Source organism: Pseudomonas sp. GB2N2, assembly GCF_054897705.1.
The window spans coordinates 2,247,590-2,261,501 of record NZ_CM142701.1; the positions used below are offsets into that span (position 1 = coordinate 2,247,590).

Genomic DNA, 13,912 nt, shown 5'->3' on the forward strand with positions numbered 1-13,912 from the left:
TACAGTGAAACCGCGTTGCCCGCGCGGCCTAAGGGGCCGGCGCTGGTTCGGGTTCGTTGGTCACCCGCAGCAATCCCCACAATCCGGCGGTGTTGCCGTACGCGGCGTAGTCGCGGAACAGGTAATCGCCCGGTATCGCATTGCTGCCCCCGGCGCTCGGGTGCATGAAGCTGAAGTGCGCTGCCGGCAGAATGCTTTCGTGGGCCCCGATGTACATCGACATCGGGTTGTAGCCGAACCGTACCGAGCCCACGCCCGGCGTCCACATCGGGTAACCGCCGGTGTCGCTCTTCTCCGACTGGAACGGATTGACCGACCAGACGTGACCATCGAGCTGGAAGGTCGAACCGCGACTGCCGCCAGTGGGCATCAGGATGTGCGTGCGGAACGGTTGCCCCGGTTTCACATACAGCACCGGTGTCTGTGGATCGCCGCCCACCAGCGCGTTGCTGTAGGCCATGTGCGCGTTGGGCACGTCGGCGTAACCCGCGCCGTCGGCATGCCCGAACGGAGCATCCGGCGCCAGGCCAAAGCGATACCACAGCGGCTCCGCCTTGTAGTTGATGGCCATGCTCGAGTTGTCCTGCGGATCGGTCGGCACACCAAAGCCTTCCGCCGCAATGCCTTCCACCGGCCGACCATTGGCCCATCGAATGTTCAACGCTTTTTGCCAGACCATCGCAAAGTCGCGGTACACCGCCTGCCCAGGCGCGGTGACGGTCGCGTTGGTCTTGCGCGCATCTTCAACCCAAGTGGCGCCGATCGGCAGGATGCTCATCGCCCCGCCCAAGCCTTTCTGCGGTTGCTTGATCACGTCCGCCGGGGTGAAATTCAGCCCGCCGAATTCCACCGCCGTGGCGTTGATGTTGTCGACACTGCGGCCCAGCTGGGTGATCGGTTTGCCCTCACGCTCCAGGTGTCCGGCGTAGTACTGATAGGTGCGGGTCGGGTACGCGCCGCTGTTGCCGACGCGCGGTGGCACCGTCTGGATCGGGTTGGCCCCGACGTTGGTGCCGTCGGATTTGGTGATGTCATACGCCAGCAACTGCGCGTGCAAACCGACGTGGCTGGACGGCCGCATCAGGTTGTTGCTGAACGTGGTCGAGCCTTGGCCGCTGTTGCGATCGCGCTTGACCATGCCCTGCATCACCGCCGTCTGGACCAGGTCCGGCATGACCATCGGCAGACGGTTTTCCAGGGTGATGTTGATGCAATCCCCCGCTGCCGCGCGCAGCACCAGCGGTTCGACCGGCACCCCGGTTTTGAGCTTGCCGGTGGTGGGATCGAGGTCGGTCTTGCGCACATACAGAATCGCGGTCGGATCATGCAATGGCCCGCTTTGCCCGCCGATGGTGATGGTTTCGCCATCCTGCGGATCGGTCACGGTGACCTGTGGGATGTTGACCATCCGCGAGTTGTACACCAGGGTGCCGCCCGCCGGATTCAGCGGCCCGCCGACATGTTGGCCGAGGCCGGCCGGGTCGCCGAGGGTCAGGCTCAACGGATTGCGCAGAATGTCGTTGGCCAGCGCCGCGACCACTTCGTAGTTGCGCTGCACGGTCGGCCGGGTGCCGATGCCATTCGGGTTGGCGCTGATCCGTGGGCAGGTCCCGTCGAACGCCACGGTGTTGCGCATGCCGGCCGGTTTCGGGTTGTTCGGCAGCGCGAACAGATCGCTGCGCTGCGCCGTGTAATTGCGCATCACGCCCCAGATCCCGCTCCAATAACCTTCAATGGATGCGTCCATCGAATACAGGTAATCACCCGTGGTTGCCGCCGAACTGGAAATCATCGAGACCGGCGCATTGAAGCCCATCTGTTCGGAGATCCCGATCATCTGCGACGAGCGCCAGCCTGAGTTGCTGCTGTTGCCGAAACCGGAACCGCTTTGCAGCCACTTCACCCCGTGCAGGGTCACGTTGTGCTCTTCTTCGTGACCGCCTGCATGCACCCGCAAGCGCACGTTGTCACCGGTGTAGGTGCGCAACATCGGCGTGAACGGGTCGCCCGGTTCGGCGCCGCCCCGGTTGATATGCGGCGGGAACAACGTGCTGCCACCGGTGGGGCCGGTCGCCGCGGTGACGAGGTTAGGCGCCAGGTTCATCGCCGGGATCGCCCGGTCAGTGCGGCTTTGCAGGGCGTACGCGAGGTCGCCACCGAGGCCGTCGGCCTGCATGCCGCGCTTGCCATCCGGGCCGACCCTGTTCGGATCGTACACCCGCAGGGCCAGCGGTTCGTTGCGGTAATTGACCACGAACATGCCGGGGTCATCGACCGAGATCGCCTGTGGGCATGGCCGGGTCGGACAACCAGGAACCATGCCGCCCTGCACTTCGACAATCCCGTCGAGCAGGCTGCTGGCGTTGTTGCGCACTGGCGGATTGATCGCGTAGCGGAAGCTGTCGGCAGTGGCCGGGAACGCTTGTGGGTTCGGTACGCCATTCGGGCCAGCGCCGACATACACACCGGCTTCATAGGCGTGCTGGAAGTCGCTGTATTCGAGGAAGAACTCGCGAAAGCTGTCGTTCTTGCCGTCGCCGTCCAGGTCGCCGGTGGAGACCACCGCTTGCCACGACGTCGGCCCGCCGTCCTGCCGCGCGCCGCTGTACAAAGGCTCGCCGGTTTCCGCATGGAACCAGGTCGAACCCGCAGGTTCAGCCAGCACGGTGGCGTAAAGGCCAATTTGTTGGTGAGTCGATGGGCCTAAGTGGTCGTGGGTGAAAATGGTCCCCAGACCACGGTCAACGCCTTTGGTGTTGACCACCGGATCGACAAACCAACGCTGCATCGCCGTACGCGCACCGACCCAATCGGCGCGGCCGAACTGACCGAAGTACGGATGATTCTTGGCTTTCGGACAGGCTGGTGTGCCGTCACGCGGATCGGTGGCGGTGCATTGGTTGAACGCGCGAATGGCGTGGATGCGCTCTTGCACGGCCCCCGGGGAAAGCACGCCGTCTTCGTAGTTCCAGCCGTTGGCCGAACCATCGGCAGCGGTCAGGTCCCATTTCGGCAGGTGAATGTGCTGACCGATCACGTCGGTCGGCGTGCGCACCTGATAATCGTCCATCTCGTACGTGGCCGGCACCAGGTTGGTTTGCTGGTATTGCACGCAGTCGAAGGTGTTCATGCGCATCACCAGCGGCTCTGGCGGACGCTGTTTGGTGATCACCGGCCAGGCGTCTTCCCAGAGTGCGAGGATGCGCGCTTGCGGGAAGTGGTAACCGACCTTGTTGTACACCGCGTCGAACTGGATGTTCGCGGCTTTGTACACCCGTGGACGGTCGGCGGTGAAGGTCGAGGAACCGGTGAAGGACATGCCGTCGGCCCGCTCGCCACTGGCAAACTCGCCGGTGCCGGCGCTGCTGGTCAGGCGTTTTTGCCGATCATCCATGCACGGTTCGTAGTACGGTGCGCCCGCCGTCGGCAACGCGCCATTGGTACGGAACGCGCGCGCGACGATTTGATTGCCCGGCAGCACGGCGAAGCTTGGATGGTCCTTTTTCGCGTGGAAAGCCATGGCGGCCTGTTCGACTTCGGTGCCTTCTTCCGGCATGTAGATCGGCTTGGCGCGGGTCACTTCCTTGGAAAAATCCATGGACGTGGTAATGGTGTGCGCCTCGCCGCCGGAGGAGAAACCATCCAGCGAATGCCGCCCCAGACCGCCATCCCAGCCACCGGATTGCGTCGGGTCAAGGTTGGCCCACAAGGCATTTCCGCTGGTTTTCAAGGCCTGCGCCGTGGCGGCGTCGAGCATGTCCAGCGGTGGGGTCGGTGGACGTTGGCCAACCGACGTTTCCATGCCACCGATCCAGAATGGATAGCCCGGATTTTTCAGGCTGCCATCGGCGTTGCGGTTGGCTTCACTGCGATCCACCAGCGCCAGCGAACCGATGGCTCGGGGGCCGCCGTTGCCGCCATGCTGCTCGCCGTCATCGCCGTCATCGCCGTCACCCTGAGCGGCCACCAGGGTCTGGCCGATTTTCGGCACCACCGCGACTTTGCCCGGCATTGGCGCCATGGCTTTGCCCGGCAGCGGCACGACCGCCGGAATCGGTGTACCGGCAATGATCTCGCCGTCGGGCAAGGCCCGGGCGCCAGCAGCCGGTTTGCCGCTGCGCAAGGCGTAAGGCTCGCTGTGATAACCGTCGGCACCCTGTTGCGATACTTCAAGTCGGGTGCCTTCCTCAAACACGTCATGGACGCGCCACATGGCCCACATGCCTTGGGCGAAGTGCGGGTAGAAATGGCAGTGATAAATAGCATCACCGGCCACGCGATTGCGGTTGCCCGAGCCGCCATTGGCGATTTCATAGGTGTAGCCGGCCCCGGGACCAATGCCTTGGGCATCCACGTAGTCGGAATTGTCATCATTGGGGTTGAACAACCACTGATGGCCGTGCAGGTGGAAAATGTGCTGCTCGTGGCCGTTGTGGGTGTTGCGGAATTTGACGAAGTCACCAATGTAGCTGTGGTTGACGTTGGACGGTTCGGACGGATACAGCGCCATGGTCGCCTTGACGCCGACCTGATCGGCGCGAGGTGTTTCACCGGGGCGAATGTTTTCCAGACCGGCGTTGGCCGGCACGTCCACCAGCATCGCCACGTCGCCGACGGTGTGCGAGCTGAGGAAGAATTCTTCATAGGCGCAGGACAGGCAGTCATGCATCGGCCCGACGCCCAAGCGGTTGGCGACCACCTCGGCGCCCATACCGCCGGAGCCGTAGTTGATCATGAACGAGTCACGCGTCGGTTCCAGCACGTGGGCCATGACCGGGTCTTCCCAGTACGCCGGGAACGCCTGTGTGGCGGCAGTTTCGTCCTGAAACTGCGAAGCAAAATCGCGGAACGGTTCCAGGCGGTTGGGCAACGCCGGGTTGCGTTTGCCGATGGCCTCCAACGGGTAGGTCGATGGCGGGAAGCTGCCGTCGGCGTTGCTGCCCATGACAATTGCATCGCTTTCGCTGGAGATGATTTCGTTGCCGTCGACCATGTTGATGATCGGCGTGCCGGCCTTGCCCTCACGGACCCACGGTTCACGCTGCGGGTAGCGCGCCTGGTAATCGACAATCGGGTGACCGGCCGGCGTGCGACCGGAACTCGCCAGGCGCATTTCTTCTTCGGTCACGGTGTTGCGATAGCTGCGGCCACCCTTGGGCACCACCACCACTTCGCCGAACAGGCCGTTGGCGACGTTGCCCGCATCACCTTCACCACCGAAGGTCGCGCCACGACTGCTGGCGGCGAAGGCACCTTCGCGCTCGGCGTACAACGTGTAGGAACGGCTGGCGCCTGGGGCAATCAGCGTGTTGGGGTTGCGCCCGGTGTAGGAAGCGATGTCGTCGATGCTGTTGACCGCTTGCAGGCCGTTGACCTGGAAGCCGACGTGCCGATTGGTGACCTGCTCGTCGACTTTGAAATTTTCGGCCTCGCCGATTGCCACTTCACCCACTTCTGCCTCGCCGCCTCCGTGGCTGCCGGGGTTGGCCTGATAGGCGAGCAGGTTCTGCAGGTTGATGGTCAGGCAATCACCGGCGGCGACACGCAGTACCAGCGGACGCGGACGTTTGTCGGGCCGCAACGAAACCTTGCCCGGCACTGCGGCGCCGCCCTGCGCCAGCGACATGTCATGGTCATCGACCACGTCGCGGCGCAGGGCGAACATCATGCCGTTGGCGTTCTGTGCGCCAAGGCGGTTGAACATCAGCGGCTGATCCAGCGCCACGACGTTCGCCACCAGATTGCGCTCGCAGCGAACCGCCGCCTGAGCCAGCTCGATGCCGAGCAACGGCGCGATAAACAACAGCAGGTTAACCAAATGCTGAGCGTGGTGTATGCCGGTCATGATCACGGGCCTCGCTGTGGGTGCTCACCGGAATGGCTCTCGACAAAAACCCCTTGAGCAATCCGTATGCCATAAATGTTTATGTTGTTTTTCAGTTAGTTACAGATACCACTTAACAACTCGGGGCAAATCCCCCACCCACTTCCCCCACTTTCCGGGCTGCCCCGAACTAAAAACGCGGACAGAGGGAATGGGGTGTTTGTGATGAAGGGCGTTGTTCCCCACATGTGGGGCCATCACCCATCACCCATCACAGCGGCGCATCCACGGCCAGTCCCTGCAAGCGGCGGTATTGGCGCAGCACGCTCGGCACATAACGCTGGGTTTCGGCGAACGGCGGAATTACCCCGCCCCGGCTCAGCACCGCCTGCGGCCCGGCGTTGTAGGCGGCCACGGCGAGGGCAATATCGTTGTCGAACAGGGTCATCAAACGTTTGAGGTATTTGGCCCCGCCCTGGATGTTGGCCTTGGGGTCGTAGACGTTGGCCACGCCCAGCTCGCGGGCGGTGTCGGGCATCAATTGCATCAACCCTCCCGCGCCTTTGGCGGACGTCGCGTCGGCGTCGTAATGGGACTCGGCCTGGATCACCGCATGCAACAGCGCGGCGGGTAATTCATTGGCTGTAGCGGCCGCCGAAACCAACTCGGCATAAGGTCGGGCGGCGATCAGTTGCGGCTGCTGATCAAGGCTGACCAGGGCCTTTTCCGGCTCGTGGATCACCCGTTCATAAACCCGGCCGGGACGGTGGACATTGGACAGAACGTAGCTGCCCTTGCTGTCCAGGGAAATGAATACATCGGCCTGGGCTGTGCCTGCCAGCAGCACACAACCGAGCAGTCCAGCGGTGAGTGTTTTCATTGTTTTTGCCTCCCCTGACCGGCCCCGAAAAATGGGGGTAATGCCCCAATGGCCGGTAGTAAACCAGCCATACGCAAGCACTGTGCCGAAAGCGAAAAGGCCCGTATTACAAGGGTTTCAGCACGATGCGCGGGGGTGAGCATGGCAATTGCATGAGCCGCTGTGGCGACCCTTCTGCCGACTGTGTGAGGTCATCATGAATCAGCGTCTATGTCGTACCCCGCGTAACGCTTCACCGCGAGACCAGCGCGGGTTCACCCTGCTTGAACTGTTGGTGGTGTTGGTGGTGCTCGGGTTACTCGCCGGCATCGTTGCACCGAAGTATTTCGCCCAGTTGGGCCGCTCCGAAGTGAAGGTCGCCAAGGCGCAAATCGAAGGCCTGGGCAAAGCCTTGGACTTGTACCGTCTGGAGGTCGGTCACTACCCGTCGACCGAACAGGGTTTGCAGGCGCTGGTTATCGCACCTAGCGACGAAACCCGCTGGACCGGCCCGTACCTGCAGAAAAAACTGCCGCAGGACCCGTGGGGCCGCAACTACACCTACCGCTACCCCGGTGAAAACGGCGAATACGATCTGCTGTCCATGGGCAAGGACGGCCAACCCGGTGGCGAAGGCGAAAACGCCGAAGTCACCAGCTGGCAGTGACGGGAGACGAGCATGCGCTTTCATCTCAAGGCCGTGGGCAAGGCCGGCGTAGTGTCGATGATCGTCGAGGCCCAAGGCGACAGCGAAGCCCGGCGCATCGTCGAAGACCAGGGCTTGCGGGTCGTCAGCCTGCAAGCTGAACGGCACTGGCGGGCGTTGCGATTACACAAACGCGAAACGTTCAACCTGGTGCTGTTCAGCCAGGAACTGACCACCCTGCTGAACGCCGGCCTGCCGCTGATCGACGCGCTGGAAAGCCTGGCGGAAAAAGAAACCGCGCCACAGGCGCGCAAAACCTTGAGTGAACTGGTGCGCCTGCTGTACGAGGGCAAATCCTTTTCCCAGGCACTGGCACAACTGTCGGCGGTATTCCCGCCGCTGTACGTCGCACTGGTACAGTCCAGCGAAAAGACCGGCGCCGTGGGCGATGCCCTGGGCCGCTACGTCAGCTATCGCCAGCGCATGGACGAGGTGCGGCAAAAGATCATCAGCGCGTCGATCTACCCGCTGCTGTTGCTGGTAGTGGGCGGTGGCGTAGTGCTGTTCCTCATGGGCTATGTGGTGCCGCGTTTCAGCCTGGTGTTCGAAGGCCTGGGCTCCGACCTGCCGTGGCTCTCACAAATCCTGATGAGCAGCGGGATGTTCCTGCATAACCACCAGCTGGAATTCTTCGGCGGACTGGCGGCGATCATCGTCACCCTGACGTTCCTGCAACGCCAACCGGCTTTTCGCCGGGGCGTGGACCGGGTGATCGAAAAGCTGCCTGCGGTCCACCAACGCATCTTCATGTACGAACTGGCGCGCTTCTACCGCTCGCTGGGGATTCTGCTGCAAGGCGGCATCCCCCTCGTCACCGCCATGGGCATGGTCCGCGGCCTGCTCACCGTCGCCTCGCGCTCCCGCCTGGATCAGGCTTGTGCACGGGTCAACGAAGGGCAATCGCTGTCGACCGCGCTGGAACTCAACCACCTGGTCACCCCGGTGTCATTGCGCTTGCTGCGCGCGGGCGAGCAGTCCGGCAACCTCGGGCAAATGATGGAACGCAGCGCGGACTTCTACGACGAAGAAATCAGCCGCTGGATCGAATGGTTCGTGCGCCTGTTCGAGCCCTTGCTCATGACCTTCATCGGCCTGCTGATCGGGGTCATCGTGATCCTGATGTACATGCCGATCTTCGAACTGGCCTCGAGCATCCACTGACCTTCTGAATAGAGTCGAGTTGTACCTTTCATCGCCTGGCGACATGGCCACCGAATAAACCGTGAAGTTGCGGTGTTCACCCACTGAATCGATCAGCACGTTGCAGTGTTCATCTACGTTCCAACCTGAATAAGAAAGACGGAGAACGACATGCACATCAACAAGCTTTTATTGGCAGTAGCGATTGGCGCAGTTCTGTCGGCGTCTACCGTATTGATTCCGGACAGCCTGTCCGGGGTATCGAGCGCACAGGCCAAGGATGGTAGCGGTGGTGGCGGCGGCGGCTCTGGTGGTGGCGGTGGTGGGGGCGGAGGTGGCGGCGGTTCTGGTGGCGGAGGTGGTGGCGGTGGCTCTGGTGGTGGTGGAGGAGGCGGCAACGGTGGTGGCGGCGGCGGTGGAAGCGGTGGCGGCGGCAATGGCGGCAGTCATGGTGGAAACGGCAGTGGCGGCAACAGTGGCAGCGGCGGTAACAGCGGCAGCGGTCACAGTGGCGGCGACAATGGCTCGGGACACTCCGGGGACAGCGCATCGTCCGGGCGTAGCGGCACCCATTCCGAAGCGGGTGACGATCACGGCGTTCATAACGCCGGTGAAGTAGGTCATAACCAAGGCGTTCATCATGCCGGCGAAATTGGCGACGACCACGGTGTTCATAACGCCGGTGAAGTAGGTCATAACCAAGGCGTGCATCACGCCGGTGAAATCGGCGACGACCATGGCGTGCATGTCGGTGGCGAGCCGGGCGATGACAAAAGGTCCTGATCACCCCTGATCTCGGGACCACCACGAGTCCATTGTAGGAGTGAGCCTGCTCGCGATAGCGGTGTGTCAGATAACATGAATGTCGAATGACACACCGCTATCGCGAGCAGGCTCGCTCCTACAGGGACCGCGTGGGCCTTATAAAATGTCTTCAGCCTGATCCAGCCGCTCGCGTAAAAACTCGACCAACGCCTGCACCGGTCGCGAACTCTGGCGATGCTGCGGGTACACCGCCGACAACGTCAGCGGCTCGGTGCGAAACGCGTCCAGCACCGACACCAATCGCCCATCCTTCAACGCCGCCCCGACAATAAAGGTCGGCAAATACGTGATCCCCAACCCGGCTATCGCCGCATCCTTGAGCAACTCCCCGTTGTTGACCCGCATCCGCCCGGTGACATTGACCACCAGCGGCTTGCCCTGCCCCGCAAAACGCCACTGCACCTGACGGCCATGGCCGTAAGGCAGGCAGTCGTGCGTGTGCAAGTCCTCGGGTTTAAGTGGCGTTCCATGCTCCGCCAGGTACGCCGGGCTGGCGCAATACACCCGCTGGATCGAAGCGATGCGCCGGGCAATCAGCGTCGAGTCTTCCAAAACGCCGATGCGCAACGCCAGGTCGTAACCCTCGCTGAGCAAATCCACCGGGCGATCGCTCAAGTCCACTTCCACGGTGACATCGCGAAAACGCTGCAAAAAAACTGGCAACAGGCACCCCAAATGCGCCAGCGCAAACGACAGCGGCGCACTGACGCGAATGGTGCCGCGCGGCTCGGTAGTCTGCCCGGCGATGCCCTGCTCCACCTGCTCGACTTCACTGAGCAGACGCAGCGCCGACTCATAGTAACTCTGGCCCAGGGGCGTGACGTCCAGTCGCCGCGTCGAGCGGTTGAGCAAGCGCACACCCAGGCGCTCTTCGAGTTGCATCAGGCGCCGGCTGACAAACTGCTTCGACAGGCCCAGTTGATCGGCGGCCGAGGTGAAGCTGCCGGACTCCATGACCTGGCAAAAAATACGCATGTCTTCGAACGGGTTCATTGTCACGCCTTGGTTGACAGTTAAACGCTTTATAGCTGCTTTTTCCCTTCGCGGCACTCTATTAATCTGTGTCCACGGTGTTGCTGAGGCCTGAACCACAGTGCAAACAGCCACCTGACCCTCAGGTAAAAAAAACATCTAATTAATTAAAAAGGATTTGTCATGAACCTCGTCAAGAAAACCCTGACCGCTTCCCTCCTCGCCCTCGCCGTCGGCAACGTATTTGCCGCGGGCAGCCCGGGTGTCGAACACAACACCCAAGCCTTCCTCGAAGCGCTCGCCGCCGGTGGTGGCAAGCCGCTTGAACAACTGAGCCCGAAAGACGCCCGAGCGATTCTGACCGGCGCGCAGAATTCGGTGAAGGTGGATCTGTCGGGTGTGGACGTCAGCGACCGTGCAATCAAGGTCGACGGTCAAACCGTCAACCTGAAAATCGTGCGGCCGGCCAAGGTCAAGGGTGAGTTGCCGGTGTTCATGTTCTTCCATGGTGGCGGTTGGGTGTTGGGCGATTACCCGACTCACCAACGCCTGATCCACGACCTGGTGGTCAGCTCCGGCGCCGTCGCGGTGTATGTCGATTACACGCCGTCGCCGGAAGCGCACTACCCGACCGCGATCAACCAGGCCTACGCCGCAACCCGCTGGGTGGCCGAGCATGGCAAGGAGATCGGCGTCGATGGCAAGCGCCTCGCGGTGGCCGGCAACAGTGTCGGCGGCAACATGGCCGCGGTCGTGGCGTTGATGGCCAAGGAACAGAAAACCCCGGCACTGCGCTTTCAGCTGTTGATGTGGCCGGTGACCAACGCGCAGTTCGACACGGGTTCGTACCAGCAATTTGCCGAGGGTCACTTCCTCACCAAAGGCATGATGAATTGGTTCTGGGACAACTACACCACCAACCCGGCCGAGCGTGCGCAGATCCATGCTTCGCCGTTGCAAGCCAGCGCCGAACAGCTCAAAGGCTTGCCGGCCGCCTTGGTGCAGACCGCCGAGTTCGACGTGCTGCGCGACGAAGGCGAAGCCTATGCCCGCCACCTCGACGCGGCCGGTGTGCCGGTGACGGCGGTGCGCTACAACGGCATGATCCACGACTTCGGCCTGCTGAACCCGCTGAGCCAGATTCCGGAAGTGCAAGCGGCGGTGCGTCAGGCGGCCCTGGAACTCAAGACGCATCTGAAATAAGCCCCCTCGCCTCTCCACACAGCACTGTGTGGCGAGGCGCTTTTTGCTTAGGTAGCAGCTCTGTGTTCGGCTGCGCAGCAGTCGCCAAGGTCTGCGAGGACTTCGTCCTCGAACGCAGCCTCGCAAGCTCGACAGCTGCTACAAAAACCAAGCCCGGAGTTCTCCAAACATGTCTTTCGTCCTCGATCATCTGCTGTCCTGGAGTGCCCTGCTGCTGGTGATCGACGCGGTGCTCTGGCACGTCGCGCCGTTCAGGCATCGGGTGACCCGGGTCGGTGTGCGTCTGGCGCTGTTCGTGATGTTCAGCGCGATCATCATCAACGCCGGCGTCAGCCCGCTGCAGGCACCGCTGTTTGCCGATGACCGCGTGGCACAACTGGGCGCCACGGCGCTGGGGATTCTCTGGTGGCTGTACGCCGCCCGCGTGCTCACCGAAGTCATCGGCCTGGTGCTGATGCGTCGGATCGGTCACAGCGGCCGGTTGCTGCAAGATGTGATTGGCGCGCTGGTGTTCCTGATCGCCATCGTCGCCGCCGCCGGTTACGTGCTGGAGTTGCCGGTGAAAGGTTTGCTGGCGACGTCCGGGGTGGTGGCGATCGTCGTCGGTCTGGCGTTGCAAAGCACCTTGAGCGATGTGTTTTCCGGGATCGTGCTCAACACCACCAAGCCGTATCAGGTGGATGACTGGATCATGATCGACGGCGTCGAGGGCAAGGTGCTCGACATCGATTGGCGCGCCACGCACATGCTGACCAGCGCCGGCAGCACCGCCGTGGTGCCGAACTCGGTGGCGGCCAAGGCCAAGATCGTCAACCTGAGCCGACCGAACAACATGCATGGCGTGTCGATCAGCATTCAGGTGCCCAACCATATCCGCCCGCGTCGGGTGTTGGATGCCCTGGATCGCACACTTCAGGGCAGCAGCAGTTTGTTGCTTAACCCGGCGCCGAAAGTCGTGCTGAAAGAGGCTGGGGAAACCATGTCCGAGTACGTCGCCAGTGGGTTTATCGCCGAGCTGAGCAGAAAAGGCGAAGTGCGCAATCAGCTGTTCGACCTGGCTCACCGGCACCTCGAAGCAGCGGGCATTTCCCGTCAGCTCGACGGCGTGATAGAACCGACCACCCGTGCGCGGGCCTTGCTCGACGAAGTGAAGATCTTCCGTTCGCTGAGCGAAGATCAACGCGATGAGATGGCCCGGTCAATGGTCGCGCAACAGTACGCAGCCGGCCAGGTGGTGCTGGAACTGGGGGAAGTGCCGGACAGCCTGATGGTCATCGCCACCGGGGTGGTCAGCGCGACAGTGCCCGACGGTGCCGGGCAAACCGAGGCCGGTCGCATGGGGCCGAGCGAGGTGATGGGTGAACAGAGCATCCTCACCGATACACCGTCGCAGGTGACCTTCACCACGCTGACGTCGTGCATCATTTACCGGATCGACAAATCCCTGACCCGCCATTGCATGGAACAGCAGGTAGAAGTCGCTCGGGCGTTGAACAAGTTGCAGGCAGTGCGGCAGCAGAACAGCCGGTTGGCGGTGTTGGCCAAACCGGTGCCGATCAAGAAAGGAGGATTTCTAAGCTGGTTGCAAAACCGCCAGGCATAACCAGGACCTCTAGGGGCGAGCCTGCTCGCGATGGACGTTAACGATAACGCGTATTTCCAGGATAAACGCGGTGTCCTTGAGTCCATCGCGAGCAGGCTCGCTCCTTAAGGGGAAAGCACTATTTCGAGGTGAGGACCGAATAGCTGTTCATCAGGTTGCGATAGTTCGGAATGCGCGGCGACAGCAGGTTTGCCAGGCCTTCCATGTCGTTGCGCCAGTCGCCCTGCAGCTCGCAGGCCACCGAGAACCAGTTGACCAGTTGCGCACCGGCCGCCGCCATGCGCGCCCAGGCCGCTTGCTGCACGGTTTCGTTGAAGGTGCCCGAAGCGTCGGTCACCACGAACACTTCAAAGCCTTCGGCCAATGCCGACAGCGTTGGGAACGTCACGCAAACGTCCGTTACCACACCGGCGATGATCAGTTGCTTGCGGCCGGTGGCCTTGACGGCCTTGACGAAATCTTCATTGTCCCAGGCGTTGATCTGGCCTGGGCGCGGAATGTACGGCGCGTCCGGGAACAGTTCCTTGAGCTCCGGAACCATCGGGCCGTTCGGGCCGTTTTCGAAGCTGGTGGTTAGGATGGTTGGCAGTTTGAAAAACTTGGCCAGGTCGGCCAGCGCCAGCACGTTGTTCTTGAATTCGTTCGGCGAGAAATCCTGTACCAGCGATATCAGACCGGTCTGGTGATCGACCAACAGGACAACGGCATCGTCTTTGTTCAGGCGTTTGTAAGGAACGTTGCTCATGTGAAACTCCTTGATGGATGGGTATTACGTAAGGC

9 protein-coding genes are annotated in these 13,912 nt (G+C 62.1%); 5 read left to right on the forward strand and 4 right to left on the reverse strand.

Annotated elements, in window-relative coordinates; all coding sequences use genetic code 11:
* Nucleotides 1-28: 28 nt before the first annotated feature.
* Together mnxG and ACYZT4_RS10220 are read right to left on the reverse strand one after the other, a co-directional pair.
* The gene (mnxG, locus tag ACYZT4_RS10215; protein ID WP_461987449.1) at nucleotides 29-5,845 is read right to left on the reverse strand and encodes a manganese-oxidizing multicopper oxidase MnxG; all 5,817 of its coding nucleotides are present in this window, start codon (nucleotides 5,843-5,845) and stop codon (nucleotides 29-31) included.
* Between the two features lie 250 nt (nucleotides 5,846-6,095).
* The gene (locus ACYZT4_RS10220; RefSeq protein ID WP_461987451.1) at nucleotides 6,096-6,704 is read right to left on the reverse strand and encodes a lytic transglycosylase domain-containing protein; all 609 of its coding nucleotides are present in this window, start codon (nucleotides 6,702-6,704) and stop codon (nucleotides 6,096-6,098) included.
* A gap of 196 nt (nucleotides 6,705-6,900) precedes the next feature.
* On the opposite strand from ACYZT4_RS10220, the gene gspG reads away from it, so the two are divergent.
* The 3 genes from gspG to ACYZT4_RS10235 all read left to right on the forward strand — a co-directional run bounded on the left by gspG (nucleotide 6,901) and on the right by ACYZT4_RS10235 (nucleotide 9,312).
* Entirely contained in the window at nucleotides 6,901-7,350 is a 450-nt protein-coding gene (gene gspG / locus ACYZT4_RS10225; protein WP_461987453.1) for a type II secretion system major pseudopilin GspG, read from the forward strand.
* Between the two features lie 12 nt (nucleotides 7,351-7,362).
* A complete protein-coding gene (locus ACYZT4_RS10230; protein WP_461987454.1) occupies nucleotides 7,363-8,550 on the forward strand; it encodes a type II secretion system F family protein in 1,188 nt (395 codons plus the stop codon).
* A gap of 150 nt (nucleotides 8,551-8,700) precedes the next feature.
* Nucleotides 8,701-9,312: a hypothetical protein gene (locus tag ACYZT4_RS10235; RefSeq protein ID WP_461987456.1), complete on the forward strand. Its 612-nt coding sequence runs from the start codon at nucleotides 8,701-8,703 to the stop codon at nucleotides 9,310-9,312.
* A 138-nt stretch (nucleotides 9,313-9,450) separates the two neighbouring features.
* On the opposite strand, the gene ACYZT4_RS10240 is transcribed toward ACYZT4_RS10235, so the two are convergent.
* Nucleotides 9,451-10,347 carry a LysR family transcriptional regulator gene (locus ACYZT4_RS10240; protein ID WP_461987458.1) on the reverse strand — a complete coding sequence of 299 codons (897 nt, stop codon included), beginning with the start codon at nucleotides 10,345-10,347 and terminating at the stop codon, nucleotides 9,451-9,453.
* 162 nt (nucleotides 10,348-10,509) lie between these two features.
* On the opposite strand from ACYZT4_RS10240, the gene ACYZT4_RS10245 reads away from it, so the two are divergent.
* Nucleotides 10,510-11,529: an alpha/beta hydrolase gene (locus ACYZT4_RS10245; protein ID WP_461987460.1), complete on the forward strand. Its 1,020-nt coding sequence runs from the start codon at nucleotides 10,510-10,512 to the stop codon at nucleotides 11,527-11,529.
* A gap of 169 nt (nucleotides 11,530-11,698) precedes the next feature.
* Nucleotides 11,699-13,132 (forward strand): mechanosensitive ion channel domain-containing protein, encoded by a 1,434-nt coding sequence (locus ACYZT4_RS10250; protein WP_461987462.1) that lies wholly within the window; start codon nucleotides 11,699-11,701, stop codon nucleotides 13,130-13,132.
* A gap of 118 nt (nucleotides 13,133-13,250) precedes the next feature.
* Here ACYZT4_RS10250 and ycaC read toward each other — a convergent pair whose 3' ends face one another.
* Complete coding sequence (gene ycaC / locus ACYZT4_RS10255) at nucleotides 13,251-13,877, reverse strand: isochorismate family cysteine hydrolase YcaC (RefSeq protein ID WP_123434523.1); 627 nt, start codon at nucleotides 13,875-13,877, stop codon at nucleotides 13,251-13,253.
* Nucleotides 13,878-13,912 lie beyond the last annotated feature (35 nt).

Coding starts and splice junctions, on each gene's coding strand:
- ACYZT4_RS10245 (WP_461987460.1), top strand. CDS start 10,510: ATGAACCTCGTCAAGAAAACCCTGACCGCTTCCCTCCTCGCCCTCGCC.
- ACYZT4_RS10240 (WP_461987458.1), bottom strand. CDS start 10,347: ATGAACCCGTTCGAAGACATGCGTATTTTTTGCCAGGTCATGGAGTCC.
- ACYZT4_RS10250 (WP_461987462.1), top strand. CDS start 11,699: ATGTCTTTCGTCCTCGATCATCTGCTGTCCTGGAGTGCCCTGCTGCTG.
- ACYZT4_RS10235 (WP_461987456.1), top strand. CDS start 8,701: ATGCACATCAACAAGCTTTTATTGGCAGTAGCGATTGGCGCAGTTCTG.
- mnxG (WP_461987449.1), bottom strand. CDS start 5,845: ATGACCGGCATACACCACGCTCAGCATTTGGTTAACCTGCTGTTGTTT.
- ycaC (WP_123434523.1), bottom strand. CDS start 13,877: ATGAGCAACGTTCCTTACAAACGCCTGAACAAAGACGATGCCGTTGTC.
- gspG (WP_461987453.1), top strand. CDS start 6,901: ATGAATCAGCGTCTATGTCGTACCCCGCGTAACGCTTCACCGCGAGAC.
- ACYZT4_RS10220 (WP_461987451.1), bottom strand. CDS start 6,704: ATGAAAACACTCACCGCTGGACTGCTCGGTTGTGTGCTGCTGGCAGGC.
- ACYZT4_RS10230 (WP_461987454.1), top strand. CDS start 7,363: ATGCGCTTTCATCTCAAGGCCGTGGGCAAGGCCGGCGTAGTGTCGATG.